The 25,572-nt window shown below is 52.4% G+C and carries 20 protein-coding genes; 13 read left to right on the forward strand and 7 right to left on the reverse strand.

Features of this window, described 5'->3' with window-relative positions; genetic code table 11:
- Positions 1 to 560: 560 nt before the first annotated feature.
- On the reverse strand, positions 561 to 1,712 hold the full coding sequence (locus OZ656_RS07530) for a PcfJ domain-containing protein (RefSeq protein WP_278351266.1): 1,152 nt from the start codon (positions 1,710 to 1,712) through the stop codon (positions 561 to 563).
- Between the two features lie 118 nt (positions 1,713 to 1,830).
- On the opposite strand from OZ656_RS07530, the gene OZ656_RS07535 reads away from it, so the two are divergent.
- On the forward strand, positions 1,831 to 2,499 hold the full coding sequence (locus OZ656_RS07535; RefSeq protein ID WP_278351267.1) for an SOS response-associated peptidase: 669 nt from the start codon (positions 1,831 to 1,833) through the stop codon (positions 2,497 to 2,499).
- A gap of 6 nt (positions 2,500 to 2,505) precedes the next feature.
- On the opposite strand, the gene OZ656_RS07540 is transcribed toward OZ656_RS07535, so the two are convergent.
- The gene (locus OZ656_RS07540) at positions 2,506 to 2,685 is read right to left on the reverse strand and encodes a hypothetical protein (RefSeq protein WP_278351268.1); all 180 of its coding nucleotides are present in this window, start codon (positions 2,683 to 2,685) and stop codon (positions 2,506 to 2,508) included.
- Positions 2,685 to 3,110, reverse strand: coding sequence for a hypothetical protein (locus OZ656_RS07545; protein ID WP_278351269.1), 426 nt, complete (start codon positions 3,108 to 3,110; stop codon positions 2,685 to 2,687). The genes OZ656_RS07540 and OZ656_RS07545 overlap by 1 nt, the downstream gene beginning before the upstream one ends.
- Positions 3,111 to 3,204: 94 nt before the next feature.
- Between OZ656_RS07545 and OZ656_RS07550 the strand changes: the two genes are divergently transcribed.
- On the forward strand, positions 3,205 to 4,212 hold the full coding sequence (locus tag OZ656_RS07550) for a YafY family protein (protein WP_278351270.1): 1,008 nt from the start codon (positions 3,205 to 3,207) through the stop codon (positions 4,210 to 4,212).
- On the opposite strand, the gene OZ656_RS07555 is transcribed toward OZ656_RS07550, so the two are convergent.
- The gene (locus OZ656_RS07555) at positions 4,169 to 5,410 is read right to left on the reverse strand and encodes a DUF4236 domain-containing protein (protein WP_278351271.1); all 1,242 of its coding nucleotides are present in this window, start codon (positions 5,408 to 5,410) and stop codon (positions 4,169 to 4,171) included. The two genes, OZ656_RS07550 and OZ656_RS07555, sit on opposite strands and share 44 nt — an antisense overlap.
- Before the next feature lie 270 nt (positions 5,411 to 5,680).
- Here OZ656_RS07555 and zorA point away from each other — a divergent pair, with 270 nt between their 5' ends.
- Genes zorA through OZ656_RS07575 form a run of 4 tightly spaced genes read left to right on the forward strand, consistent with a single transcriptional unit; the run spans position 5,681 to position 13,343 of the window.
- Positions 5,681 to 7,597 carry an anti-phage ZorAB system protein ZorA gene (zorA, locus tag OZ656_RS07560; RefSeq protein ID WP_278351272.1) on the forward strand — a complete coding sequence of 639 codons (1,917 nt, stop codon included), beginning with the start codon at positions 5,681 to 5,683 and terminating at the stop codon, positions 7,595 to 7,597.
- A complete protein-coding gene (locus OZ656_RS07565; RefSeq protein ID WP_278351273.1) occupies positions 7,597 to 8,367 on the forward strand; it encodes an OmpA family protein in 771 nt (256 codons plus the stop codon). Before zorA ends, OZ656_RS07565 begins: the two co-directional genes overlap by 1 nt.
- Positions 8,364 to 10,295 carry an EH signature domain-containing protein gene (locus OZ656_RS07570; protein WP_278351274.1) on the forward strand — a complete coding sequence of 644 codons (1,932 nt, stop codon included), beginning with the start codon at positions 8,364 to 8,366 and terminating at the stop codon, positions 10,293 to 10,295. Before OZ656_RS07565 ends, OZ656_RS07570 begins: the two co-directional genes overlap by 4 nt.
- A 15-nt stretch (positions 10,296 to 10,310) precedes the next feature.
- Entirely contained in the window at positions 10,311 to 13,343 is a 3,033-nt protein-coding gene (locus OZ656_RS07575) for a DEAD/DEAH box helicase (protein ID WP_278351275.1), read from the forward strand.
- Between the two features lie 5 nt (positions 13,344 to 13,348).
- On the opposite strand, the gene OZ656_RS07580 is transcribed toward OZ656_RS07575, so the two are convergent.
- Positions 13,349 to 13,711 carry a hypothetical protein gene (locus tag OZ656_RS07580; protein WP_278351276.1) on the reverse strand — a complete coding sequence of 121 codons (363 nt, stop codon included), beginning with the start codon at positions 13,709 to 13,711 and terminating at the stop codon, positions 13,349 to 13,351.
- Complete coding sequence (locus OZ656_RS07585) at positions 13,708 to 14,055, reverse strand: SLOG family protein (protein ID WP_278351277.1); 348 nt, start codon at positions 14,053 to 14,055, stop codon at positions 13,708 to 13,710. The genes OZ656_RS07580 and OZ656_RS07585 overlap by 4 nt, the downstream gene beginning before the upstream one ends.
- 111 nt (positions 14,056 to 14,166) lie before the next feature.
- On the opposite strand from OZ656_RS07585, the gene OZ656_RS07590 reads away from it, so the two are divergent.
- On the forward strand, positions 14,167 to 16,281 hold the full coding sequence (locus tag OZ656_RS07590) for an AAA family ATPase (RefSeq protein ID WP_278351278.1): 2,115 nt from the start codon (positions 14,167 to 14,169) through the stop codon (positions 16,279 to 16,281).
- A 20-nt stretch (positions 16,282 to 16,301) separates the two neighbouring features.
- Positions 16,302 to 16,511 (forward strand): hypothetical protein, encoded by a 210-nt coding sequence (locus OZ656_RS07595; RefSeq protein ID WP_278351279.1) that lies wholly within the window; start codon positions 16,302 to 16,304, stop codon positions 16,509 to 16,511.
- A 54-nt stretch (positions 16,512 to 16,565) separates the two neighbouring features.
- Here the strand turns inward: OZ656_RS07595 and OZ656_RS07600 are convergent, their stop codons facing one another.
- On the reverse strand, positions 16,566 to 16,898 hold the full coding sequence (locus OZ656_RS07600; protein WP_278351280.1) for a hypothetical protein: 333 nt from the start codon (positions 16,896 to 16,898) through the stop codon (positions 16,566 to 16,568).
- A 105-nt stretch (positions 16,899 to 17,003) separates the two neighbouring features.
- On the opposite strand from OZ656_RS07600, the gene OZ656_RS07605 reads away from it, so the two are divergent.
- The 5 genes from OZ656_RS07605 (at position 17,004) to OZ656_RS07625 (ending at position 25,569) form a co-directional block, all read left to right on the forward strand.
- On the forward strand, positions 17,004 to 17,276 hold the full coding sequence (locus OZ656_RS07605; RefSeq protein ID WP_278351281.1) for a hypothetical protein: 273 nt from the start codon (positions 17,004 to 17,006) through the stop codon (positions 17,274 to 17,276).
- Positions 17,269 to 17,856 (forward strand): hypothetical protein, encoded by a 588-nt coding sequence (locus OZ656_RS07610; RefSeq protein ID WP_278351282.1) that lies wholly within the window; start codon positions 17,269 to 17,271, stop codon positions 17,854 to 17,856. The genes OZ656_RS07605 and OZ656_RS07610 overlap by 8 nt, the downstream gene beginning before the upstream one ends.
- 125 nt (positions 17,857 to 17,981) lie before the next feature.
- A complete protein-coding gene (locus OZ656_RS07615) occupies positions 17,982 to 18,914 on the forward strand; it encodes a metallophosphoesterase (RefSeq protein ID WP_278351283.1) in 933 nt (310 codons plus the stop codon).
- 146 nt (positions 18,915 to 19,060) lie between these two features.
- A complete protein-coding gene (locus tag OZ656_RS07620) occupies positions 19,061 to 21,934 on the forward strand; it encodes an SNF2-related protein (RefSeq protein WP_278351284.1) in 2,874 nt (957 codons plus the stop codon).
- A gap of 98 nt (positions 21,935 to 22,032) precedes the next feature.
- Entirely contained in the window at positions 22,033 to 25,569 is a 3,537-nt protein-coding gene (locus tag OZ656_RS07625) for a site-specific DNA-methyltransferase (protein ID WP_278351285.1), read from the forward strand.
- Positions 25,570 to 25,572 lie beyond the last annotated feature (3 nt).

Below are 25,572 nucleotides of genomic sequence, written 5' to 3' on the forward strand. Positions count from 1 at the left end.
TCGCAGCGATTGCACGGTCGGTTTCCTATGAGGCCCTACACACTGGAGTCCCTCTCGATCCTTGACTTCGCATACGAGGGTCAAGCGATCTTTCATGATTAGAATCCGGTTTTGTTTCGGATTCTCTCGAACCAGTGACCAGGTGGATTTAACCGAACACAGCAACCGTTCAACGCGCTCTTCAGTCCACGGCTCGGTTCTCCTGAAACCATTCTCCCAATCGCACACCTGACACGATGAGATCTTTGATTTGGTGAAAAGGTGGAGGGCACTGGTTTCAAATCGAACACGGTGTTTCGGGCAAAAGCCGGTCAACAGTGTATAAGCGGTATCCAGTTCCTCAAAATTGTCAAACATGAGAGCGGACAGGTACGCTCTTCGACTGCCCCTAAATCCAGCAAGGGCGCCTGTTAGGCCGCCGTGGGATAACGGGTATTTAATACGGTTTTGAATGCACATGGACTGCCGTCCTTTTGCTTAAACATTGTTCGAGACAGATCAGCCTAGCCAATCTTGCCGACGCGAAGATGAGTTTTTTCGCACGCAACTCACCACCGCAGCTAACTTCTGCGACCAGTATCCACCCACCGCCGAATCCAATCCAAAGCACCCTCTGACGGGCTTGAATTACACACCCCGCGAACCTCGCCGATCACCCACGTTTTATTCTGATACTCAAGCGATATGGTTAAACGCGCCGGGTGGACCATCCGGTAAATGAAGACTTCCCCGAGGGCGACCGGCACGTCATAGCTGCCGACGCAATGGCGCATGGTTGCCCCTTCTTTCAGAAGCTCCAGCCAGGAACCCAACGGCTCTATACCGTCGATTGGGGCGAGAGGCGGTTTCGGATAGTCGCCGTGCTCCTCAGAAAGCTCCTTCGCCAGGTCTTGGCGCTTCTCTTCGGAGTTTCGGCTGTTTGCCCGGTTAAAGCGTTCAACCAAGCGGTCGTGCTGGGCCTGAAGGGTTTCTCTGGAATGAATTGCAGCAAGGGCCTGTTCGTTACCGCCGGCCATGGCGAGCGAATCCCGAATCATCCGGCATAGCCAGGACAGCTCCACAGCCGAGGTGTGTTCGTCCACCAGATTCAGCAATCCGGGCCACAACGGTTGCCGAACGCGATTCAGCAAACGAAGGTGGTTCACATGGAGGTGAGGGTGGTGCCGCATCAAGGCTAAGTACTCGGGGTTCTGAAGTGCGGCGCGAATATCTTCCAGCTCCCAGGGTAATAAAGGCGACAAGGCCAGGCGACGGACTAATCGAACGAGGGATCTGCTGCCCGGAAGCCCAACTGCTTTAAGAATATCGGTGCGTTTACCGGCCAGAAACGCGTTAAACCGTTCGAGCGACCAGGACTGTTCACGCGCATGATCCACCGCCAGGATAAACAGTAGAGGAGCGTCCTCGGCCAATTCCCGAGCCGCTGCCGAAGCCGCACAGGCCTGTGCGAGCACAAAGTCCATGGCGGGCATCAACGCAGTGATGGCTGATACTGCTTTCGGCAGGGCATCACACAGGCGCCTTCCTTCATCATCTTCCAGCGTAAACAGCGGTAACCCGGGCGGCTCCAGGAACTGGCCAGAGGCAATCTGACCCTCATCGTTATAGCTGGCCCAACGCAGGGGATGCTCTGAATCCCAACGATTAACCTCAACCCGGATCGGGTAATTGAGTATCTGGCTCAGGTCGTAAACGGTGGTGGTGCTGGTCATACAATCAAGCTCTTCGACGATCTTCAGGCAGGATAATCCAGCGATACGACAGTGTGGGTCGCCTGAGCCGTAAAACTTTGACTACACTGCCTCGGAAAGAACGGCCAAGGATACAGCTATGTGCGGACGGTACAACGTAAGCGACTCTCCGGAAGTCCAAACGCTGATGGAACAACTGGGGCTGTCTGGCATTGCACCCAGGCCTCAACACAATGTACCACCAGGCGGAATCGGTGAGTTTGTCATAGAAGCGGCGGATGACCGGTACCTGCTACAAGGGATCTGGTCGCTATTAATTGAGCCGAACCCGAACGGCTATGGTTTCCGGCCCAACCCGAAATTTCACACCTTCAATGCCCGCAGCGATCGGCTGACCAGCAGTCCGTTATGGAAAAAGGTGTATGCGACCAAGCGTTGCATTATTCCAGTCAGCGCATTTCACGAATGGAAAGGTAAGCAGGTTTACAACATTCACCCGCAGAATGAGGCCACGGCACTGGCGGGGCTCTGGCAATCCTGGCATTTCGGGGACGAGCAGGTGAATTCCTTCACCGTCATCACACTGCCGCCTCACCCGAGGTTCAGCCATATCCACCCGAAAAGCATTCCACTGATGCTCCGGCCAGAAGAGTTTGATTTGTGGCTGGATCCTGAGTTTCACGAGACGGATGCCTTTCGGGGGCTGATGCGAGCGCATATTTCTGCACCGCTGGTGTGCGAGCCGGTGCGGAGTACTCATGACTTGAAGCCGGTAGGCGATAAGGAGGTTATCACTGCCGATGGTTAGGTGTTTTTAGCGAACCCACCAGGAAATAAAAAACACCGGCGCAACCACCAGGATCGGAATCTTTAACCACACCGGGAAGGCTTCCCATTCCTCCCAACCGACACCGTGGTCATTGAAATAGCTGATGCACAGCATCGACACCACAACCCAGAGCACCGCACCCAACGCAGCTAAAATCAGAATCATCACGCACCTCGCTGGATGTTAAAGACAAACGTCATCGCATTGGCTTTGCTGATGGTTAGCACGTGAATGCTAGCGGCATCTTCGTGCATCTCCAGATTGAGCAACTCCAGCACAGAATTCGAATAGCGAAGCTCCTCAAACCATCGGGCATAGAAATGCTGAACGGCTGCGGAAAGATCCTCTGACTGGGTGACGAGCTCGCAGCGCAATAGGGCATCGGGGCAATCGGGCTGCTCGCGAATGAATGATTGCTCGCTGAACACAGGGTCGTTGTGGATCAGGGCATTAAAGATGTCGTGCTGGAACCCCAGCATGGTGGAGTCGAAATCGTAGGTTTTTGGGGTAAACCCATGTTCTAGCAGGAGGGCGGCAAATTTGTGTTTGTTCAGTGCAGGGTTCCTTGTGTCGTTGGCAGAGTTGGCCATTGGCTTTACTTGACCAGCACAAGAATCTAGCATGACGTAGCGTCAGAATGTGTCGCTTAAGCTGTCGACTTCGAGAAAAGACAAGGATCCCGCCATGTCCAGCACTGCCGTTCGTTACCTCACCATGCTCCGGATGGTGCCCCGGTACCCAAGATCCATCACCACCACCGAACTGGCGAGCCGCCTGGAAGAGCAGGGCTTTTCGGTCACCATGCGCTCGATCCAGCGGGATCTGGAAAAGCTGAGTGCGGATTTCCCTTTGTTGGTCGATGAAAACTCCCGGCCTTACCGCTGGTCGTTCGACCGCAATGCCACCATGGACATCATCCCGGCGCTGGATCTGCCAGCAGCACTCACGTTTGAGCTGGCGAAGGCCTACCTCTCACCAATGCTACCCCCAAGGGCACTGTCCCACTTAAAGCCCCACTTCGATGAAGCCCACCGCACGCTGTTGCGTGAAAAGAACCCCCTGGGCCAATGGCCAGACCGGGTCAGGGTGATCAATCGGGGATTAGGAGGTGCGCGCCCGCCCGTTGATGCCGATGTTCTGGAAGCGGTCACCGAAGCCTTGCTCCGGGAGTACCAGTGCAAACTTACGTACCAGGCCCGCAGCTGGCCGGAACCGGAAGAGATTGTGGTGCATCCGTTCGGGCTGATATTCCGGGACCCGAACGTGTACCTGATCGGCACTATCGACGGTAGAGAAGGGGTTCGCCAGCTGGTGCTGCACAGGGCGACGGCAGGTGAAGTGGTGGAAGAGCTCATCGAGCGCCCGGAAGATTTTGATCTGGATTTGTACATCCACTCCGGCGCTATGGGCATCCTGAAATCCGATGAGCCGGTGTATCTGAAGTTACGCTGCGACAAACCGGTGCTGAACCACCTGATCGAATCCCCACTGGGATTTGATCAGATCACCACCGAGGTTGATGACCAGACCTTCGAAATGGCCGTCACCGTGGGCGACACCCAGGACTTGCGCTGGTGGCTCACCGCTCAGGCGGTGCATTGCGATATTCTGGAGCCGGCGTGGTTGCGGGAAGAGATTGAAGCCACGCTTAAGCAGGGGCTGAAACGGACCCGGCAGACCAAGGCTCAATAGACCGGAAAATCCCGGTTTTGGTCATATCCCGCCGCAATGCAAACGCGGCAAGGGCCTCAACCGGGTCCACCGCTTCAAGGTTGCCGAAGTGAATCTGGCGCCAGGTGTCGCGGTTGACCTTCACACTGTACAAGTAGCGATCTTCAACCCGGCCGGTGGCGCGGTTGGTCATCTGGGTGAAACCGGAAAGCACCACGGTCTCGACGGACGGCGCACAGGCAAATCCCTCACCGATCAGCCGAAATCCCATGCCGTGCACGTGGGCCATATAGAGCTTTCGGAGCGCCGTATCCGATAGCTCTTTTACGGAAACCCCGGTGCCCCGCTGGTACATCCGCAGCTCGGTTTTTGGGAAATCCTCAATCTCCGGCAGATCCACATCCAGCATCAGCGTTTTACCATCGTCGCTCAGCTCAAGCGACAGACTGGTTTCCTGGGGCCAGTCGATGTCCATCAAGTGGTCATCCAACACCGACTCCATCGCAGACAAACTGCCTTGCACGGCCCGTTGGTACAGCGTAGCCCGCTGCGTTTCTTTGCGCTGGTGGTGTTCCCGGTCAGATTGCCACTGAACCCGCTGGCGCTGGTACTCCGAGAGCTTTCGCTGGTTGCTCTCCATAATGGCCCTTCGGCGAGCGGGGCAAAACCAGGCTTTCCAGTCCGGCTTGCGAGGCACCGGTCGAACAGGTTCGGGAAGGTCGAAGGGTTCCGAGAGAAATTTGGGAAACTGATCGGACGCAGGGGTGCCCAGGTGAATCGCGCCGATGCGCGCCATCATCCGGTTATGGGTATCAACCTGTTCATTGAGAGTATCTTTAAGCGCGTCGAGGGCATAGGCCTTGGCCGCCGCCATGGCTTCGTTGCCAAGATCCTGGCCATCTGCGTCCAGGATGGAAATATCCCCCGTTGCCGTATTGAGCTGAACCTGGGCAATTTGCTCGGCGATGGGCGGCAGAGGCGAGCTTTGCGGATGGTCCCCGTTCGCACTGGCTGAAGGCCCGCCCAGTTGGCGGTTCTTGAGCAGTTTTTCCCGGTAGGACAAACCGGTACCGGGAGCACCCACGTTGCCATAAAGCCCGTTTCGTCCCAGCGTGACATTGGCCCCGCGCATACCGGCAGACACGCTCACACCACGCTTACCGAGGTTCAACCGAACACCCGGGAAAATCTTAACGGTTCTGCGAAAACGAAACGCCATAGCCTCCAGCCGGTGAACCTGTTAGTGCGCATCCTATCATTAATTTAGGAGCAGTTTAGGATACCTGTGCGACTTATCTTGTCGCATCCAGAAAGTAATTTGACTCAAGACATGGCGGCAAGCATCAATCTAAACTCCGGCTATGTACCAAAATGCGACAAGAAGCCTTGGAATATAGAAACAGTTCAAGCAGTATCTAGGGTTAAATCAGAAAGCTCCCTACCTTTTCATCATCATTCGCAGCTCATGTCATTCTAAAAAGGGATGTAAATGGAATTTTTGAATCTTCTGTCACACTTGTTACCTGATTTTCCTGCATTGGCAGAGAGCTCCCCACAGGGTCTGGCGACTATCTTCTGGTCACTGATGGTGTTGGTTTTCGGTGTTGCCCTGTATTTCGTCGGACTGCATTTCATCCGATTCAAGCGGCGTGTGACATCACTCTGGGGCTTGATCAAGGACCAGGATAAAAAAGCATTAAGCGCCAACCGCCGGGAAGTTCTTAACAACGCAGAGCAGCTGAAGGACGATGAAGTCGGGAAGCTCTGGCGCGAATTCGATGAAAGCCTCGTTGTCTCGGGTGATCATAGCAATCTTTATAATACCCTCGATGCAGATCACTTTTTTAATGCCAAGACATTAGCTAGCGGGCTGACAGGAAGCAGGCTTCTTGCGGCTACCCCAAGTTTTCTTGTAGCGATAGGTGTACTGGGTACCTTTGTTGGGCTGACAGTGGGGTTGGATAGTCTGAACCTGGTGTCGGGTTCGAGTACAGATGATCTTCGTGATGGTATCGACAACCTCATTCAAGGCGCATCAGTAGCGTTCATGACATCGGTTTGGGGTGTTGGTCTGAGCTTGGTTTTGAATCTGATTGAAAAATTCTTTGAGCGGTCGGCATTAGCTAAGATTAAAAAAGTGCAGCAGGAGATAGACTTTCTCTATCCCAGAATTCCCGCTGAGCAGTCATTGGTCCATATCGCTGATAGCAGCCGAGAGAGTAAAGAGGCCTTGCAGGAGCTGCATGAACGTATTGGAGATCGCCTGCAAGAAAGCATCAAGGGTGTTAGTGATTCGATGGAAGAGGCGTTCACTACAGCCCTGAACCGAATCATGGCGCCAGCAATTGAGTCCCTTGTCAGTAATGCCAGTCAGCAGTCCACGCAGGTCTTGGAGCGTCTAGTCGGTGATTTTGTTGAGGGCGTAAGTGGTGCTGCAAAAAATCAGGGTGCTCTTCTGGAACAAGCTGCAGCAGAAGTGAACAACGCGGTTACCGGAATGAGCTCGCAGTTGGGTGACCTCTTTTCAAAACTTAATGAGCAGCAGGAGCGCCAAATCGAGAGCAGTCGGCAGCAAGCGGAGCGCTTTGAAGAGCAAGTGGCCAAAGTTGCCGACTCTGCTACGGCTAGTCAGGAAGCCCTCGAGAGCCGCTTCAAACAACTGACTGACGACATGATGTCTCGCCTTAATTCCCAGCTATCTTCAGCAGATGAGAGGGAGGCTGAGCGCCAAAAACGCTTTGCAGATCAAACCGAGAAAGCAGTCGATCAGCAGCAGAGCCTTGTCAACAGTATTGCTGAATCTGTACGCGCTACGCAAAGTCAGAGCCAGCAGCTTGCGGAACAACATCGTGAAATTCTCGTACAGCTTTCCCAGGTTACCGATTCGATGTCCGCAAGCAGCAAACATCTGGACAGCAGTTCAAACCAGCTTGGAATGCTGAGCTCTCAGGTGCGTCAAGCGAGTGAGATGCTTGGCTCTCAGTTAACTCAAGCAGTTTCGACTATAGAGGCTGCAGGTGCACGAAATTCCGAGTTATCAGAACGCCTGAGTGAGCAGTCCCGGTTGCTCGAAGACCTGCAGAAGACTATCCGGGATAGCATTCAGCAGTATGGTGATGCAGCGAAACTGACGAATGAGGGGTTTGGAGAGCTTAAGGAACATCAAAGAGAATGGCTCAGCTCTATTAGATCCGAATTCAGTCAGCTATCAGAAAGCCTCGCGGATCAGGTTTCCACTATTGAGAAGCAAGCAGAGTCTTGGCTCAGTGCATACTCGTCCCAGGTAAACCAGCAAATCGAGGACCGGATGGAGAAATGGAATTCCAGCTCAAGGGCTTATGCCGACTCAATGCTTCGCATCGTCGAAAACATGAGCAGTATTCTTGACGAATTGGAGGCCCGTTGATGGCTCTGCGTCGCTCCAACAAGTCCGCGTCAGTAGACGAGGAGAACCCGTATTGGATGTCATTTTCTGATGTGATGTCGGGATTGTTGGTGATCTTTATCCTTGCGTCAGTGATTCTAATTCTTCGGTTAATGGAGCTTCAGGCTCAAGCTCAGGAGCAAGTCGCAGATTTTGAGGAGGAAATTGCGCTTCTTAGGAAAGCGGAGGAGGTTCGTCGAAACATACTTTCCGAAGCTGCCGAAGTACTGCGAAGCCGCGGTATCCAGGTTGAGGTCAGTGAAAACAGTACGGTACTGAGGATACCCAATCATTTGCTCGGGTTTGACACAGGTGCCGATGAAATTGGCCAGCAGTACCGCGAAACGGCCTATGAAATTGGCTCTGTTCTTCATCAGCTGATCACCAAAGAAGATCGCGCCGATTATCTTGATACGGTGTTTGTTGAGGGGCACACCGACAACCGTCCTTTCACCGGAAGATTGTGTGGTACGAAAGGCAACTGGTGCCTCTCAACTTTTAGGGCTATTTCTCTTTGGCAGTTCTGGGAAAGCGCATTGCCAGCGGATGACAAGTTAGGCTACCTCAGGAATGGTGACGGTAATACCTTGTTTTCCGTTAGTGGCTACGCGGAGACGCGGCCTGTAATTGAGAGCCAGATAACCGAGGAGGATTTTAGCCAGAACCGTCGGATCGATATTCGCTTTACTATTCGCCGACCGACAAGCTCAGACTACGAAAAAGTTCGAGCGAAAGTGGACCTGAATCAATGAAGCTACCACCACTTCCTGGAATTGAGCTGGAGTGGCCGGACCATGTTGCTATCGGCTGGAATCGAATAGTCGAAAAAACCAAACTCCACGCACAGGCTACAGGTGGTGGTGATGCATTCAATCAAATGTGCGCGCGAATCAAACGATCTGTTCGTTTCGCTGACTTTACAGACCTTTACGATGCCTTGGAATCTCGGTTGGGCGCAAGAGCATTAACCTGGTTATGGATTCACGAGCAAGTTGTATTTCGGGCCAGTTGTCGTGAATCGGTATTGAGTGCGCTTACCCATAAACAACACCCGAGGCTTACGCGCCTAACACTTTTACAGCTCGTTCAGCTCTATTTCAAAGAGTTCGACCATCTGGATGCGGTGGATAAAGGTCTATTCAGCGCCTTAGGTGAGACTATACGATCTCAGGTCATCAGAATCCCAGAACAAAAGCACGAGTCTGAGTTAGGTGACCCCATTTCCGCCATCAAAGCTAACTCGCATTGGATTATAGGTGCTGATGGCCCGGCACATCTTGCTGAGCAGGTTCGCGAAAGTGGCCAGGAGCTAGAACAGCGATTTGCAGAGCTGGGGATGGTCGGGCTAGATGCTGGACGCTATGGCGACATTTGTAGGGCCCATTATTACATCGAAGCTCTGAAAGTGGTTCCGCTTGGCCGGTGGGATGAAATTTTTGACGAGCTCTTGAAGCCATCGGTTAGTCAGGCACCTTTTGGTGATGGCAAGAGGATCGGACACGCTGCGCTTGAGATCATCATTGACAGAGCCGGCGATGAAGTCTCTGAGCCGTGGCAAGAATTCGTGCTTGGTATCGCGGGAGATCCCAGGATTCAAAGTGGCTCCCGAACCTACCAGGAGTGGTGGAAGCCGCTTGGGGAGGAGCGGGTTGAGAAAGTTCGTGGGTGGTTATCTAAAGAGGACCTAAAGCTATTTCTCCGAGCTGTAGAACAGTATGGCATTGAGAGTGGTAAAGCTGATCTGAAGAGAATGTTCCCGGCCCGAAAGAAATTTCTTGAAGGGCTATACGAGCAAAAACGGATCAGAAACACACGGTTGATGCTGGGTGACAAAGCTCAGGAGGTAGTGAAACGGTTACTGGCTGACGATATCAAGACTAATTTCGCGAGGCTTGAAGGAACACTGTCGGATAAGGCAGTTATCTACTTGGATTGTGGAGACTTCTTTCTCGTTGAAGGATCACATAGCTTCAAAATATGGGTGTACCTAGCCAGGCCGGGAACCATGGTCTGGTCTTATGAGTTCCCCAGTTTTAGTCACCATGATTTGACCAGAAGGACACCTGACCAATATAGCGCCATGTATGGCCTGCCACACGAGTCCGTTACCCACAACGGGACCTGGCAATCTAAGGTGATAAACTTTTTGGCAGAACATGGTATCGAACTGGATATTGAGGGATTACTGACCCCCCAAGAATATCGGGGACATCTGGCTCGCTTCGGTATGCCGGTTATTAAATCCCCTAAAACCAGAGTTCCAGCTCCGCAAGAGCTGCCACCTCGTCTGCAAGTCAGGCCACCAAAATTGATGGAGCGAAGGCGGGCACCCAGGTTTGAGGATCTTTTTAAAGAGAAAGAAAAAGAACCCTTAAGTGCTGTCGACCGGTATTTGCGTGGTAACCGCGAAGCTGAGTCAACTAACGCCTCTCCCGCTGACCCGAGAAGATCCAAAGCACATGATGATAGAGAGCCAGCAGCACTATCTGAAATAGAGCAAACGGTCTTGGGCTATATGGCTCATAACCCCGGGGTGAAAGCTCGCCATGTCGCCACTCTTCTAAGCATTCCACTCAGGGATCTGATAACAATGTTCACGGGCCCGTTATCACCCTTTGTGAAGCGTGAAGACCTGCATACCTGGACGATTCGGCCAGAGTTAATTCACAAGTTCAAATAATGTCAGAGACTTCTTATGGGTTTGTTTGATCTACTCCGCTCGATGGTGTCCGGTGGCAAGGATGAGGTTGACGAGCAAAGTGGCTTCTATCACCGGGCAGACTCTTCAGGAGTGTTGTTTTATCTAGACCTTGCAGAGCTGAATGAGTTGAAGCAGGGCAATGGTTCGACGTTAAAGAAAATGCAGCTCATTGCTCTCAGGATGTTAGAAGAGCAGGGCCTTGCGGCCCCCATGGCGAACGGTTTCCATGTAAGTGCAGAGCATATTGCGGGCTTGGATGACGATCATGCGCAGATTATGGGGTTGCCGGAGCAATTTTCCGGCCATTTCCAGACCGAGATTCATGGTAGAACCGGGCATAGCGGTTTTCGAGTATCAGCATTAGCGGTAGTGGATGGCCAGCCAGTGCCATACCAGCTTAAAGGGCCTTTCTTGTCTTTGACCTCCACTGAAGTCTATCGCCTCAACCTTGCGGAACTATTTGCTTTAAATGCTTTGGCGTACCACCAAAGTTTACCGCCTGAAGAGCGTGGCGAAAGCGAAAGCCTGAGGCTCATGGGTGCGCTTCAAACAGCTCAAAAGAATGGAATGCGCCTTGACCTTGGGCATTTTGAAAAACTGGATGTCGTTATCCCTGAAGGCATTGGTATCACCGCATCTCAAATGCCCGATGGCGGTCTCTTCCTTAGCCCCAGCATTGGTGATGGAACCTCACCCGATGACCTCGACCGCCGGTGGGATCAATTGGATCTTAACTCCAATTCCGGAGGTGCCCTTAGAATCGGAAATCGGGTAGTTCTTTTGGAGCCCGAAAAGGTAGAGGCCGTTAAAGAGGTTCTGGGAAATCGCCGAATACCTGCCGACAAAGTAAAAGAGTTTATTCAAACACCCAGTGCGTTTCTGGATGCTGCTCTCGTAAACCTGGAACTTGGCTTCTCCGTAAGAGTTCAAGGTGTAGGCAAGCTTCAGCATATGGAGTTCGGAGAAGGCGACGCAAAGAAGCAAGATTGGTTTGCCCTGGACAAATTGCCCGCGCCTCCGGAGGCATTGGCGCAGTCCGTTCAGTCAGAAGAGGAGTTATGCCAGTTTCAGGAAGCACTCCATGCAGCCTGGGGGCAGGGCGCAGAGACAATTGCATATAACGGAGAAACATTTGATGTTTCTGACAGAGGCGCTGTTTCCAAACGGCTGGCTCAGATTGAGGAATCCCTTCGAAATCCGGTGCGCAAGGATATAACTCAGGATGACGATACTCCCGAGAAGCAGGAAAAGTTAAGCCTTGTTCTGAAGGAAGCGGAGGAACTTCACGATGAGCTGCGGCAGAAAGCTCTCGAATCGACTGTAAGCTCAGATCCTGACTGGAGTAACTATGCCCGAGAACCTTTCCCCCATCAGAGAGAAGGTGTTCTCTGGATGCTCGGCTTGCTAGATCGGGCTCGGAGTGAAGCCCCCGATGACCTATACAGATTACAGGGCGCGCTCTTGGCTGATGATATGGGGCTTGGAAAAACCTACATGAGCCTTGTTGCTGCGGGTGAGTACTTGAGCAAACAGGAGAAATCAGGGAAGCAGCAGAAACCCATTCTTGTGATCGCGCCACTGAGCCTGCTGGAAAACTGGGAGGATGAGGTTGGTGTCACGTACAAGGGTGTTCCATTCAAAGACATCGTTGTTCTCCAATCCGGCCGTGATCTCGCCAAGTATCGGGTGAAAGGTGAGAAACGAGAAACTGTCCAAATGGCTAAGATGCTCGAGAATGACCAGATTCTTGATGAAGATGCCATTCGCTACGCGCTTCAAATAGGCCCGGATGCCGGAGCCAAGCGGCTGGATGTAGAGCGGCGGTTGGTATTGGCAACTTACCAAACCCTTCGTGACTATCAATTCTCCCTGTGCCGTATTGATTGGGGAATGGTGATATTCGATGAAGCGCAAAACATCAAAAACCCGAACACACTGCAAACTCGCGCTGCAAAGGGCCTGAAAGCAGATTTTAAATTGCTGGCAACGGGCACCCCCGTGGAAAATAGTTTGGGTGATTTTTGGTGTCTGATGGATACTGCCCAGCCGGGTTTGCTGGGCAGCTGGCCGGTATTCAGAGATACGTGGATTAAGCCAATCCTTACTGCAGATGAAGATGATCGCGATTCTGTCAGGGCATCGTTGGGGCAAGAACTTCGGGACGCGGTCGGCCCCTTTATGCTTAGACGGGTCAAAGAAGATCAGTTAACCGGACTACCCTCAAAAACTATCCGGTGCGGTGTTCCACAGCCGGAGTCGGGGAACCTGGTTTACGACCCTGGCCTGGGTAGCACTATGGAAGGCCTGCAGCGCCAAGCCTATGAGGATATTCTTAAAGGATACCGGCAGCAGCAAGCCACAGAAGATATGCGCGGTAAAGCTCTAGCAGTTCTTCAGCAGTTAAGGGAAGTATCGTTGCACCCTAGGCTCCGACATGAGGCAGAACTGATGGCCGATGATCCGGCCTCGGCAAGGCGAGTAATGCATCAATCAGGCAAACTCCAGGTATTGCTTAAAACGCTTGATGCTATTAAATCCAGGGGCGAAAAGGTGATTTTGTTCATGGTCACGAAGCGCCTGCAAAGACTTTTAAAACTGTGGCTCGATCAGATCTACGGGTTGGATGTTGCCATTATCAACGGAGACACTGCTGCCGTTGCGAAAAAATCCGACGTTCTCAGCCGAAAGCAGCTGATCACCCAGTTTGAAGCAGCTTCAGGTTTTAATATATTGATTATGTCACCGGTTGCGGCGGGCGTTGGCCTAACTGTGGTTGGTGCTAATCACGTTGTGCATTTGGAGCGCCACTGGAATCCAGCTAAAGAGGCTCAGGCTTCAGACCGAGTTTATCGAATCGGTCAGAAGAAGCCGGTAACCATTCATCTCCCAGCCGTACTCCACCCAGATTTCGATGCTTTCGATGTGCATCTTGATCGACTGCTGCGTGGAAAATTAATGCTGAAAGATGCAGTAGTGACGCCTGAATCTGTGAGCGAGAACGAAGTTCTCAAGTCCATGGGGCTTTAATCGTATCAATGGTCGTCCGTTTCTATTCTAATCTCCGCACGACCAAAGGCCGTTTCCATCAGGACTAACATATCCTGTAATTCTGGCGCATCTATTCCCCGCTCACCTTCCGGCGCGGAGATCCGCTCAATCAAATCAGTTAGAGCGGCTTCACAGCCCATACTCGGGACACCGGGTGAGTCGTCATCAACGGCGTCGAGTATGGCTCTCAGGTTGTATTCATGGGCTTCAAAGCCCGTCGCCATACCATACTCGAAGATCGCGACCAGAGTTTGCCACTCGATTATCTCCGCTTCCCAGTCCTCCTCGCAGGCAAGGTAACGGTGGCCATTGGCGTTGATCAGGGAGATCAGTTGTTGCCTGGTCATGCCTCCCCCACGGCTTCAACAATCACCGTTTTACCTTTGGCCCGGGCATAATTCAGGGCGGACGCGGTACCCCGGGATTTGCCATCCCAGAAGGCGATCACCAAATCCGCCGTATCGACGATGGTGCGGTTACGAATCGGGCCGGCCCCACGGCCGTATTGTTTCCAGTCGGGTTTGATCACGGTAATAGGCAGCTTATGTTCCCGGGCCAGTTGCTCCGCCAGAGCATCCGCGCCTTTTGCGCCGCCAGAGATGATGTGCGCGGGCAACCAGGGTTGGAGCACACGCTCCAGGCGGTCGTAGTCAGTAAAGTGGCGAGAACCAATAACGGCGATTTTGCGCATAGCGAGCTCCACAGGCTGGTAGTCAGGACTGAGAGCTTAACGCCCGTAAGCGACATAAACTGACGCAAACGAAGTATAAGATGGTGGTAAATGGATCAGGAGACCACCTCTATGCTGCTGTGGAAAGAGCTCATCAACGAAGCGCAGGACCCGGGGCCAGACTTGTCAGCCTCGAAGGATGACCTGAAGCTGCTCCAGATCTACCTGTGCCGGCTGTATCTCACTCCCGGGTATGAGAACACACTTAGCTTTTTCGGCGCCGACGACGCTCTGGCATTTCTGGGCATCAAGGTGCCGGAAGGCGGTGGTTCCGTGTCGGGCACCGGTGTTTACCTCAAGGCGATTCGTGACCGCGAAAAAGCCCTGACGGCATCCCTGAAAGGCAAGCCGAATCTGTCTTTCGAGCCGTTGCTGTCGAGCCTCACCAAACTGCTGAAACCCAACCTGGTGGAGATCAAAGTTCTGATCTTCACTCTGTTGCTGCACAAGCATCCACAAGCCAAGCAGGTTCTGCGGGAGCTGGAAATCACCGAGCTCAACAACTCGGTAAACGCTTTGGCCAAAGCCATGCGGGAATCCTCACGTATGCTCGCTCGCGCTTTGGACGAAGACGCCATGCTGTGCCAGATTCGACTGCTCGAAGCGCCTAATCGCAACAGTGACATCTGGGACCTGGTTGAGGGAGGCCCCTTGCTGGGCCAGCTGGTCATCGCTTCGTCCGAAGCAAACGACGAAGAAGATGAGCACGACCTGGAACAAATGCTGTTTCGTCAAATCTGCCCACCGGGCCCTGCTGCGCGGCACAAAATTGGTGATTTCAATGGTGTGCCAGAGCTGCAGTTGATGTTGGACTATCTTCAGAATGCGTTGCGCAGCAAATCCCGAGGCAAAAATATTCTGCTGCATGGCAAGCCCGGCACCGGGAAAACCCAGCTGGCCCGGGCGATGGCCGAAAAGCTCTCAGCCCCTCTGTATGAAGTGCCGACCAAAAGCGACAACACCGGATCAATGACAGGCCGGATACGCCTCGATGCGGCCAAACTGGCCCAGATGTTTCTGGAAGACCGGCTTGGCGCCATCCTCCTGTTTGATGAAATGGAAGATGCCTTCCGTAAATCGGAACAGCTGGCCAAGGGCTGGTTCAACCAATTACTGGAGGAAAACCAGGCACCGGTTATCTGGATCAGCAACAACATTTCAGAAATGGATCCGGCTTTTTTACGTCGTTTCGATTTTATTGTCGAAGTGAAAGGCAGTGGAACTGACCAGCAAACCGAACGTATGGAAAGAGAACTCCTGATGCTGCCGGTTTCACCGGACTGGGCATCGAGTGCTGCCAAGCAGCCCTGGATGACACCGGCTCTGGCCAAAAATCTGTCAGAGGTGGCGCAGTATCTGCCAGTAAAACAGGTCACCCGAAACCAGAACAGGCTGGAATCACTGATCGAACAGCGCCTGGCGGCGATGGGCGAGAATCGCCCGGTGAAGATTCTGAAAAAGCCTCGTAAAGCCGATTTCCCGGAATTCAGGATCGAGTGGATCAACACCCGCCCAACCTTACGGAACGCAGAGCGACTGGCCCGTGATGAAGGCACCGCGCGCATTTGCTTGTACGGCCCACCGGGCGCAGGGAAGACCGCCTATGCCCAGGAACTGGCCCGGCGCCTGAAAAAGCCGTTCATGCTGCAATCGGGCAGTGACTTATTGGGGATGTTCGTCGGGCAAACAGAGAAGAACATCGCCGCTATGTTCGACAAAGCAGAAAAAACCGGTGCAGTTCTATTGCTGGATGAAGCCGACACCTTCCTTTACACCCGCAGCATGGCCCAGCGTAGCTGGGAAGTGAGCGCGGTGAACGAGTTCATGATTCGGCTTGAGCGGTTTGAAGGTGTCTTCCTGGCCACCACCAACCGCTTCGACAGCTTCGACAAAGCCATCCTGCGCCGATTCCAGCTGAAAGTAGCGTTCAGCTGCCTGACAGCCGAGCACGTAAAGGCTATTGTCAGTGCATGTGTGGTTGATAAGGATAAGGCGAGCGCGTTAACCCCCGAGCAGCTCAGTCACCTGGACCATCTCACCCCGGGTCTGATCCGAGCTGCGGTGCAGAACCTCCGGCTGCGGGGTTTCAAAGCACGCACTGTGAGGCTGCTGGAGGCGCTGAAAGAAGAGCAGCGCCAGCAGACGGAGGGCGTTGTCAGCCAACCAATCGGATTTGTTCAATCGTAAAAGATCAGGAGCGCCGCATAATGAGCAAAAAACCAAAAACCGGCTTCCCGCAAGATTTGTGGGTAGTGGAGTATATTGACCTGATGAATCCTTCGGACAGTTTCGAAGGGCAAGCGATGCCTCGAGAGGAAGCCGAGGCAAAATACGCGGCGTTGACGGACAACGGTACCCGCAAGACCGCCCAGGACAAAACAAGTATGGGCTACTACCAGCTCAGACAAAAAGCCTGAGGTTCAGTCAGGCTGAAGGCCCTGAGCTGCATGGGCTCAGGGGAAGGGAGGACATTATCCGAGGCGGCGCAACGCTTCTTCCCGTGCAACGTCCCAGCTGGATTCGTCGGTAGGCAATCCGTTAGCTCCCAGCGGTGGCACCCCGCGCTCTTTCCGACGGGCGTTTACCTTCTCGGTGTAATCCAAACTCATGGGATTAATACCATGGCGACGGTCATTAGCGTCTGCGATGGAGTCCATCATGGCATCGTATTCTTCCGGGAAGAGTTCGTAGTGTACATCGTGGACCAGCTTGTTGAGCTCATCCAGCTTTCGGCACTCCTCCTCGGATAAACCCTCGCGTTCTGCGGTGCGCTTCTTGAGCAGTTCTTTTTCGGCACGATTCATCGCTTTCTCCCTGTTCAGTTCAACTGCGATCAGTCTAGGTTAGTTGGGCGACACATATTGTCGCAGATGTTCCTTAGAATGAACTTATCAACAAAGGAGGGATGAATGAGCACCCACTACACCCCTGAAAGCATCTCCCGTGCATTGTTCCACACAGATCCTATGCACACGTGCTGCGCAGAGAATGACTGCTTCGATGAGTACGACGCAGTGGCCCGGAGCGTCAGTGAGCATCTACAGAGTGGTGAAGCCCTGGAACATGCTTTTGCCCGTGCGCTCGGAGCCTGGTTTTACGATGATGAGGATCCTCCAGTGCAACCCGCTGTGATCAGGCCCGTCATTGAATGGCTCGAGAAAGAGGGACGACACCATGAGTGAACTTAGAACCGACCTGAAAGCCGGATTGAAGGGAAAGTCCCATACCGCCATTCTGAAAGCCATGGGCTACCGAAACCCGACTCCTGCGAACATCAAGCGCCTGGAGAACGTACTGGCCAGCAAACATCTTGGCCTCGAGGGAGGAGGATTTGACCTGAAATACAGTTCGGCAGAGTTTCTGCTGGCACTGAGTAAAGTGGCAGGTCTTAAGGGGCAGGAGGCTCGCCAACGGATCAGCCACCTTGAGCACCCCCTCTCAGAAGAGTGGCATGCATACAAGCCTTATCTCTGGGTAGATACCAACTTCAAACGCACCACACAGCCGATCTTCGCTCTGGCCGCGTGTGAGTCATTCCGCCACCTGTTCTTTCCGAAGGGTTTCTGGCGGCTACCACTGGAGCAACAATTGGCCAAAGCGGGTGAAAAGATTCGCGAACACATGCTCGAGACCACCGGCACTCTCGGTGTCTGGGGCAAGATTGAATCTTACTGGTTTATCCCGGCGCCAGGCCACGCCTATGTCCTGTCGACTGAAGGTGACGTGATTGGCGAAAAACACTTTGCAACATGTAAACAATAGTTACGTTTGTTGGAATTGGCTCCAACTTCAAGCAGTATTGCTTATACTCGGAATGCAACGCAGCCTAACTTTTCTGAACTTGGCGGACCGGCTGCGCAGAGAGATTTACCAAACAAGGACGAAAGATGTACGACCTGATCGGCGATATTCACGGCCACGCCACTGAACTCAAAGCCCTCCTCACCAAGATGGATTACCGCGAAACAGACGGCGTGTGGCAGCACCCCGAGCGCCAAGTTATTTTCCTGGGTGACTTTGTAGACCGCGGCCCGGAACAGGTAGAGGTCGTAACCATTGCCCAAAACATGGTCGAAAAGGGCCACGCCCTGGCGGTCATGGGCAACCACGAATTCAACGCAGTAGCCTGGGCTACGGAAGACCCGCAAAACCCTGGTGAACATCTTCGCCCCCATATTGATAAGAATCTTAAGCAGCACAGAGCCTTTCTGGAGCAAGTAGGTGAGGGGAGCGAACTGCACCACAGTATGATTGAGTGGTTCAAAACTTTGCCGGTGTACCTGGACTTGCCGGAATTTCGAGTAGTACATGCCTGCTGGCACCCAGAGCATCTTGCGGCCATAGCCAAGTACACCGATAAAGAAAATCGGTTACTTCCGACCGCTTGGGAGGAGGCAAGTCGAAAGGGCTCAGAGGCGTACGAGGCTGTTGAGACCCTGCTTAAAGGCTTGGAAATCCGGTTACCACCCGGACACCATTTCCACGACAAGGATGGTAATCCGAGATATGACATTCGAACTCGCTGGTGGCAGCAAGAGCAATTAACTTACCGAGATCTCGCCATGGTACCTGGGTCGGAGATCGCCAAGATTCCCCATACTCCAGTCGAATCCGATGTGCTTCCGGGCTATGACGGTGAAAAACCGGTTTTCGTGGGGCATTACTGGATGTCTGGATCTCCAGAGCCTTTGAGTGAGCATGTTGCTTGCCTTGACTACAGCATTGCCGGAGAGGGTAAGGGGAAACTCTGCGCATACCAAGTTAATGGAGAAGCGAAACTCGACGCAGATAGCTTTGTCTGGGTCGAAAGTGGCCGTTAAAAGATACGCTCAGTTCGAAGGGCACTATAAAGGCTTGGTAGCGAGCATACAGCAACAGTGATTCTGGGTAAGCGACCGGTACTATTGATTCCTGCCGTTAGCAGGCTACAGTTTGAGTACTCTTGTCGTAAATAAGGAAGTAACCAATGCCGATAACGGACTACCACGCCAAGTATTTTGCCTACGAACTCACCAGGCAGCGTCGTGGTGGTGACGTTGGTCGTCTGACCCAGTCGCTGTTCGATGCCTCAGTAGACCTGAACCCCCACCAGATTGATGCAGCGCTCTTTGCTTTGCAGAACCCCTTGGTAAAAGGTGTGATTCTGGCGGACGAGGTCGGCCTGGGTAAGACCATTGAGGCTGCTCTGGTGCTGGCACAGTACTGGGCAGAACGTAGACGAAGATTGATTGTTGTTTGCCCTGCGGCTTTGCGTAAGCAGTGGGCAAACGAGTTGGCAGAGAAATTTCATCTGCCGTCGCAGGTTCTGGACGCTCGAACCTATAAAGAGTTGCGGAAGCAGGGTGTGGCAGCTCCGTTCGACCAGCCCGGTGTTAACGTCATTTCTTACAATTTTGCTGCGAGAATGTCGGAGAAACTACGGCTCACACCGTGGGACCTGGTGGTATTCGACGAAGCCCACAAACTCCGCAATGCTCACCGGGAAAGTCACCGTACTGGTCAGGCTATCAAAGAAGCGTTCGGCGCCTGCAACAAGCTGCTGCTAACAGCGACGCCATTACAGAATTCCCTGATGGAGCTGTACGGTCTTTCGACGGTCATCGACAGCCAACTGTTTGGTGATGCGCTCAGTTTCCGTCGCCAATATCTGCGCGGTGCAGAAGACCTGGAAGGCCTGAAAGAACGGCTTCAGGAGTTCACCAAACGGACCTTACGAAAACAGGTTCTTGAGTACATCCGCTACACACAACGGCGTGCCATTACGATTCCCTTTGCTCCATCGGAAGATGAACTGCGGCTTTATCATCTTGTGTCTGCCTACCTGCAGCGTGAGAACAGTTACGGCGTCCCCCAGCGGCAGCGCCACCTGGTCACTTTGGTGGTCAGGAAACTGCTGGCGTCTTCAACGAGTGCCATTATCAATACGCTTGAGACAATGATCGAGCGGCTGAAAAGGCTGGAGCAAACTCAAGAAGATGAAGACAACTGGCTGGAAAAACTGATCGGTAGTGAGGATGTAGAAGGGGACCTCCTCGATGAAGCCGCTGACGGGGAGGGCGAATACCAGGTTGAACAACCGGATGAGCCCATACAGCTGGACCGCCTCCGTGGAGAAATTGCTGAACTGGAACAGTATCTGGATCTGGCACACAGAATCACTGAAGACGCCAAATCTGTAGCTCTGCTAAATGCGCTGGAGCAGGGCTTCAGCCACATGACGGAAATGGGCGCGGAGCGTAAGGCCGTCATCTTCACCGAAAGCCGTCGAACTCAGAATTATCTGCTCAAGTACCTGGAACGCCATGGCTATCTCGGCAAGGTCGCCACATTTAGTGGTACCAATAATTCCAGCACTACGCAGGCGATTTACAAGCGCTGGCTCACGCGTAACGAAGGTTCTGATCAGGTTACCGGTAGCCCTGCAGTTGACCGGCGCACAGCGATTATCGATCACTTCAGGGACGATGCAGAAATACTCATTGCCACCGAAGCCGCAGCAGAGGGCGTGAACCTTCAGTTCTGCAGCCTGGTGGTTAATTATGATCTGCCCTGGAACCCCCAGCGGGTAGAGCAGAGGATCGGGCGCTGTCATCGTTATGGTCAGAAATTTGATGTCGTCGTCATCAACTTCCTCAACCAAAAGAATGAAGCAGATCGGCGAGTTCTTGAACTGCTCAGTGAGAAGTTTCACTTGTTTGATGGCCTGTTTGGTGCGTCAGACGAAGTGCTGGGCCGAATCGAGTCCGGTGTCGACTTCGAGAAGCGCATAGCGGCCATTTATGACACTTGCCGGTCTCAGGCCGAAATCGAAGAGGCCTTCAATGACCTTCAAAAGGAGCTGGAAGAAAGCATCAACCGGCGAATGCAAGAGACTCAGGAAAAGCTTTTGGAGCATTTCGATGCCCAAATCCACGACTTGCTGAAGATCCAGCGCGAGAGAGCAGAGCAGCAGCTCGACCGGGTAAGTCGCCTATTCTGGCAGCTCACCAGGCATCAACTTGCTCCCTTCGCCACCTTCGATGAGAAGCGCCTGGCATTTGAGTTGAACGAAAGTCCGTTAACCAAGGTGCCCACCGGTGCATATGAGCTGATCCGAAAGGGCGAGAAACCGTCAGAGCACGCCCACCTGTACCGGTTAAGCCACCCCCTCGGTGAGTACGTTTTGGACACTGGCCGTAGGTTGGAAACACCGGTAACGGAAATGGTGTTCAATCTGACTGGTCACGAGGCGAAACTTTCCGCACTCCAGAATCTGCCGGAAAAATCAGGATGGCTTGAACTTAATTTGCTCGAGCTGCAAAGCTTTCAGCGTGAAGAACACTTGGTTTTTACCGCAGTCACGGATGCCGGACAGCTGCTTGATGAAGAGCAATGCGAACTCTTTTTCCGGCTGCAGGGTGAGGTGCTGAGCAATGACGCTGACGGCCCCGTTCAGCAACCGGGGCGGCAGCTAAGTGAAACCGTTACCAGGCAACTGGATGCCCGGCTCAGCCGATTGCTCGACGAGAACAACGAATACTTCCAGCGTGAGCGGACCAAGCTCGAAGCCTGGGCGGATGATCAATTGTTGAGTGCAGAGCAAAAGCTCGAGGACACAAAAGCTCAGATCAAGGAAGCAAAGCGCCAGTCCCGCCTGGCAGAAAGCGTTGAAGATCAGAAGCATGCTCAAGAAGAGATCAAGCGTCTCAGTAAGTTGCAGCGCCGGCAGCGACAGGAAATATTCGATGTGGAAGACGAGATAGAAGCCCGCAGGGATGCCTTAATTGATGCGCTGGAGCGCCAGATGCATCAGAGCAGTAGCACCCATCACCTGTTTCGAATTCGATGGCGCCTAGCCTGATCTTTAGCTGTCAGTTCGATTAACAATCTTCCAGCTATTTGTGGGAGAATCCTCAGCATTTCTGACCTGCCAAGTTCGATTTTTAAACAGGGAATACCATGAGTAACGCGACACAGCAGTTAAAAGCCCAGCAACGTCGACAGAAATTTGCCGACCTTTTGCGTGAAATGTTCCAGCTCAATCAGCCGGAACTGGATTTTGGGCTCTATCGCATTATGCATGCCCGTAAAGACGACATTAATTGCTTTATTGATCAGGACCTGTCGAGAATCACGCAGGAAGCATTTAGCCAATACGCCAGCCAGGATCAGGCACAGCTTGAAGCCGAGCTGGAAGAGCACATCAAGAGCGCGAAAGGCCTGGGGATGGACCCGGACGCGATCCCCAAGGTGCAGGAGCTCAAGCAGCAACTACAGGGTGGATTTGATCTCGCGCGGGAAGAAGGCGAAGTCTACGACGCATTGGTCACCTTCTTTAGTCGTTACTACAACGAGGGTGACTTCTTATCACGCCGGGTCTACAAAGACGGCACCTACGCGATTCCCTACCAGGGGGAAGAAGTGGTGCTGCATTGGGCCAACAAAGACCAGTATTACATCAAAAGCAGTGAAACCTTGCGGGATTACAGCTTTCGCCTGAACCCGGATGCTGGCCCCGGTGAAGACCCCATGCGCGTTCATTTCAAGCTGGTGGATGCGGAAGCCGGTGCCAAAGACAACAACAAAGAATCCGATAATAGTCGTCGAGTCTTCGTGCTGGACGCAGAGAACCCGTTTGAGCTGATCACCGGTGAACCAACCGAGTACGGTGACCAGCACACCGAACTGCAATGTCGGTTCGTGTTTCGGCCGGCAACGGAAAGCGACTGGACAGAAGCCGAGAAGAGAAAGGCGACAGCTGCAGCCCAGAAGAAACCGCCGACACAAGATGCGCTCAAGGTGATTGCTGAAGAAAGGCTTCTGGGAGCCGCCTCTGACTTGCCCGAGCCCTGGAAAAGTGCGCTTACAAAGCCTTACCGCAAGGCTGATGGTAACCGGGCTGATTATTCAATGTTGACAGGGCAACTGAACAACTACACTAAAAAGAACACGTTTGACTATTTTATCCATAAAGATCTCGGTGGCTTTTTGACCCGGGAGCTCGATTTTTATATCAAGAATGAACTCCTCGACTGGGAGGATATAGCCTCTTTAAAAAATGACTCGGCAAGACTCGCCCCATTGCTCAGCAAGATTGAAGTGATTCGTTCGCTTGGAGAAAAAATCATTACTTTCCTGGCACAACTTGAGAATTTCCAGAAAAAGCTTTGGCTGAAAAAGAAGTTTGTGACTGAGACCAACTATTGCATTACGGTCGGGCGCTTGGAAGATCAGCCCGACCTATTGAAAGAAGCGTTTGATAGCGATAAGCAACTTAAAGATTGGGAATCGCTATATCGAATTGATCTTGAGCAGTTGGAAAAGGATTGCAAGTCGCTAAGCTGGAAAGAGCTTCTCGCTAAGCCGAAATACCGCTATATGATGGTAGATACTGGGAACTTTGGCGAGAGTTACAAGGCGAAAATACTGGCTGGTATTGACGGTCTGGATCAGCAGTGTGAGGGAGTAATAATTAATTCTGAGAATTTCCAAGCGTTAAATTTATTACAAGAGCGTTATAAAGAAAAAGTTAAGTGTATCTATATTGACCCGCCTTATAATACTGGCGGCGACGGTTTTGCTTACAAAGATCGGTATCAGCATTCTTCCTGGCTTACCATGATACGAGAGAGGCTGTCCGCATCTCATGGATTACTCTCTAATGATGGCGTTATTTTTGCGAGTATAGACAATATTGAGCGTGCGAACCTTGAGCAAGCGCTAAATCACGTGTTTTCTGAGCGTAATAGAGTCGAGGAGATTGTGTGGACTCAAAATACAACTAAGAATCAATCTCCCACATACTCGACAAACCACGAGTATGTAGAGGTATATGCCAAAGATATTGTCGAAGCTAAGTCAGATTTCATGATGTTTCGTGAGGCCAAGCCTGGATTTAAAGAAATAATGGATCTTCTGGATAAGTTGAATCCAGAATTCCCTCCTGTTGAAGAAATTGAGCTGGCTCTTAGAGAACTGTACCGAGAGCATAAGCGTAAAATAAAAGAAAGTGGTGGCGATGCCATTGATGAATGGAAGGGCATATATAATTATAATCGGGCTGAATATCGGGATGAATGCGGTCGGTTTGTAGACGAGGCAAGCGCGGAAAGCAAGAGCGCTAATATTTGGGTTTGGAGGGAAGATAATCCCTCGATGCCACAAATTAAAGAAGATTCTCAAAAAGCTGAGTTCAGAGATCCTGACCATCCTGCGTACAGATTCTATAACCCTATACATCCCATCACAGGAAACCCATGCCCCGCTCCAAAGCGTGGCTGGAGTTGGCCGTTTGATCCTTTAGGGCGCCAAACAAGCTGTTTTTCTGAATTGGCAAAAGATCATCGAATTGCATGGGGGGAGGATGAAAATAAAATACCTCAAACAAAGCGTTTCCTACACGAAGTAGAGAGCAATGTCGCAAAGTCCGTAATAATTGATTTCTCTGATGGTGAGAAGGAGCTTACTGATTTGTTCGGGAGAACAAGAAGTTTTGCTGCTCCAAAACCGACTACTTTGATCCAGCGATTTATTCAGCATAGTAATGTTGGTGATGACGGACTCGTTTGTGATTTTTTCAGTGGCTCCGGGACGGCGGGGCACGCCGTGCTCGCGCAGAATCATATTGATGGTGGTAAAAGAAAATTTCTGTTAGTGGAAATGGGAGATCACTTTAATTCGGTACTTAAGCCGAGATTGATGAAGGTTGCCTACACGCCAATCTGGGATTCAGGTGACCCTGTCCTGCAAGAAAGTACGGCTAGCCATTGTTTTAAATATGTGCGCTTGGAGTCTTATGACGATGCTTTGGGAAATCTTTCCCTAGAGCGAAATCATGGCCAGCAGCAGCTCCTGAATGAATCGAAAGAGTCCAATAGCGCGGAGGCCCGCCAATCGTATGTTATGAACTATATGTTGGAAGCCGAAACCCGCAACTCCCCGTCGCTGCTAAATACCCGTCAGTTTGTCGATCCCACCCAATACAAACTCAATGTCCACGCTGTTGGTGGTTACGAAACCAGATCCGTCAATGTAGACCTGCTTGAAACCTTTAATTATTTGCTGGGGATGACGGTAGATCATATTGCCGCTCCCATTTATTTTGATGCTGAACTGGACCAAGGTGAGTATGGCCGCTGGCAGGCTAAGGTTAAACGTAGTGAAACCGGCAAGTGGTGGTTCCGAACCGTCTACGGCACGAATCGGGCCGGGCAACAGGTGCTGGTGGTATGGAGAAACCTACCGTCGGTCATTGATGGTGAGGCGGATGGCATCCAGAAGGATAATGCCGTGCTGGATGCGGTACTGATCGAGAAGCTCTCTATTCGCCTGACTGAAAGCCAGGACGACGAGATCGACGTGCTGTACGTAAACGGTGACCACAACATCAGTATTCCCCGGTCTCGCAAGGGTGAACCCATGGAGCAGGCGCGTATCCAGCTGATTGAGGAAGCGTTTCATCGGCTGATGTTCGCTGACACCGAAGCGGTTCACTGAGGG

The organism is Marinobacter sp. LM1, assembly GCF_042763285.1.
GTDB lineage: Bacteria > Pseudomonadota > Gammaproteobacteria > Pseudomonadales > Oleiphilaceae > Marinobacter > Marinobacter nauticus.

Bases quoted from the DNA above. Each gene is read 5' to 3' on its own strand.
- OZ656_RS07605 (WP_278351281.1), top strand. From the start codon at position 17,004: ATGAGCACCCACTACACCCCTGAAAGCATCTCCCGTGCATTGTTCCAC.
- zorA (WP_278351272.1), top strand. From the start codon at position 5,681: ATGGAATTTTTGAATCTTCTGTCACACTTGTTACCTGATTTTCCTGCA.
- OZ656_RS07535 (WP_278351267.1), top strand. From the start codon at position 1,831: ATGTGCGGACGGTACAACGTAAGCGACTCTCCGGAAGTCCAAACGCTG.
- OZ656_RS07530 (WP_278351266.1), bottom strand. From the start codon at position 1,712: ATGACCAGCACCACCACCGTTTACGACCTGAGCCAGATACTCAATTAC.
- OZ656_RS07620 (WP_278351284.1), top strand. From the start codon at position 19,061: ATGCCGATAACGGACTACCACGCCAAGTATTTTGCCTACGAACTCACC.
- OZ656_RS07585 (WP_278351277.1), bottom strand. From the start codon at position 14,055: ATGCGCAAAATCGCCGTTATTGGTTCTCGCCACTTTACTGACTACGAC.
- OZ656_RS07540 (WP_278351268.1), bottom strand. From the start codon at position 2,685: ATGATTCTGATTTTAGCTGCGTTGGGTGCGGTGCTCTGGGTTGTGGTG.
- OZ656_RS07615 (WP_278351283.1), top strand. From the start codon at position 17,982: ATGTACGACCTGATCGGCGATATTCACGGCCACGCCACTGAACTCAAA.
- OZ656_RS07600 (WP_278351280.1), bottom strand. From the start codon at position 16,898: ATGAATCGTGCCGAAAAAGAACTGCTCAAGAAGCGCACCGCAGAACGC.
- OZ656_RS07545 (WP_278351269.1), bottom strand. From the start codon at position 3,110: ATGGCCAACTCTGCCAACGACACAAGGAACCCTGCACTGAACAAACAC.
- OZ656_RS07595 (WP_278351279.1), top strand. From the start codon at position 16,302: ATGAGCAAAAAACCAAAAACCGGCTTCCCGCAAGATTTGTGGGTAGTG.
- OZ656_RS07555 (WP_278351271.1), bottom strand. From the start codon at position 5,410: ATGGCGTTTCGTTTTCGCAGAACCGTTAAGATTTTCCCGGGTGTTCGG.
- OZ656_RS07550 (WP_278351270.1), top strand. From the start codon at position 3,205: ATGTCCAGCACTGCCGTTCGTTACCTCACCATGCTCCGGATGGTGCCC.
- OZ656_RS07610 (WP_278351282.1), top strand. From the start codon at position 17,269: ATGAGTGAACTTAGAACCGACCTGAAAGCCGGATTGAAGGGAAAGTCC.
- OZ656_RS07580 (WP_278351276.1), bottom strand. From the start codon at position 13,711: ATGACCAGGCAACAACTGATCTCCCTGATCAACGCCAATGGCCACCGT.
- OZ656_RS07570 (WP_278351274.1), top strand. From the start codon at position 8,364: ATGAAGCTACCACCACTTCCTGGAATTGAGCTGGAGTGGCCGGACCAT.
- OZ656_RS07565 (WP_278351273.1), top strand. From the start codon at position 7,597: ATGGCTCTGCGTCGCTCCAACAAGTCCGCGTCAGTAGACGAGGAGAAC.
- OZ656_RS07590 (WP_278351278.1), top strand. From the start codon at position 14,167: ATGCTGCTGTGGAAAGAGCTCATCAACGAAGCGCAGGACCCGGGGCCA.
- OZ656_RS07625 (WP_278351285.1), top strand. From the start codon at position 22,033: ATGAGTAACGCGACACAGCAGTTAAAAGCCCAGCAACGTCGACAGAAA.
- OZ656_RS07575 (WP_278351275.1), top strand. From the start codon at position 10,311: ATGGGTTTGTTTGATCTACTCCGCTCGATGGTGTCCGGTGGCAAGGAT.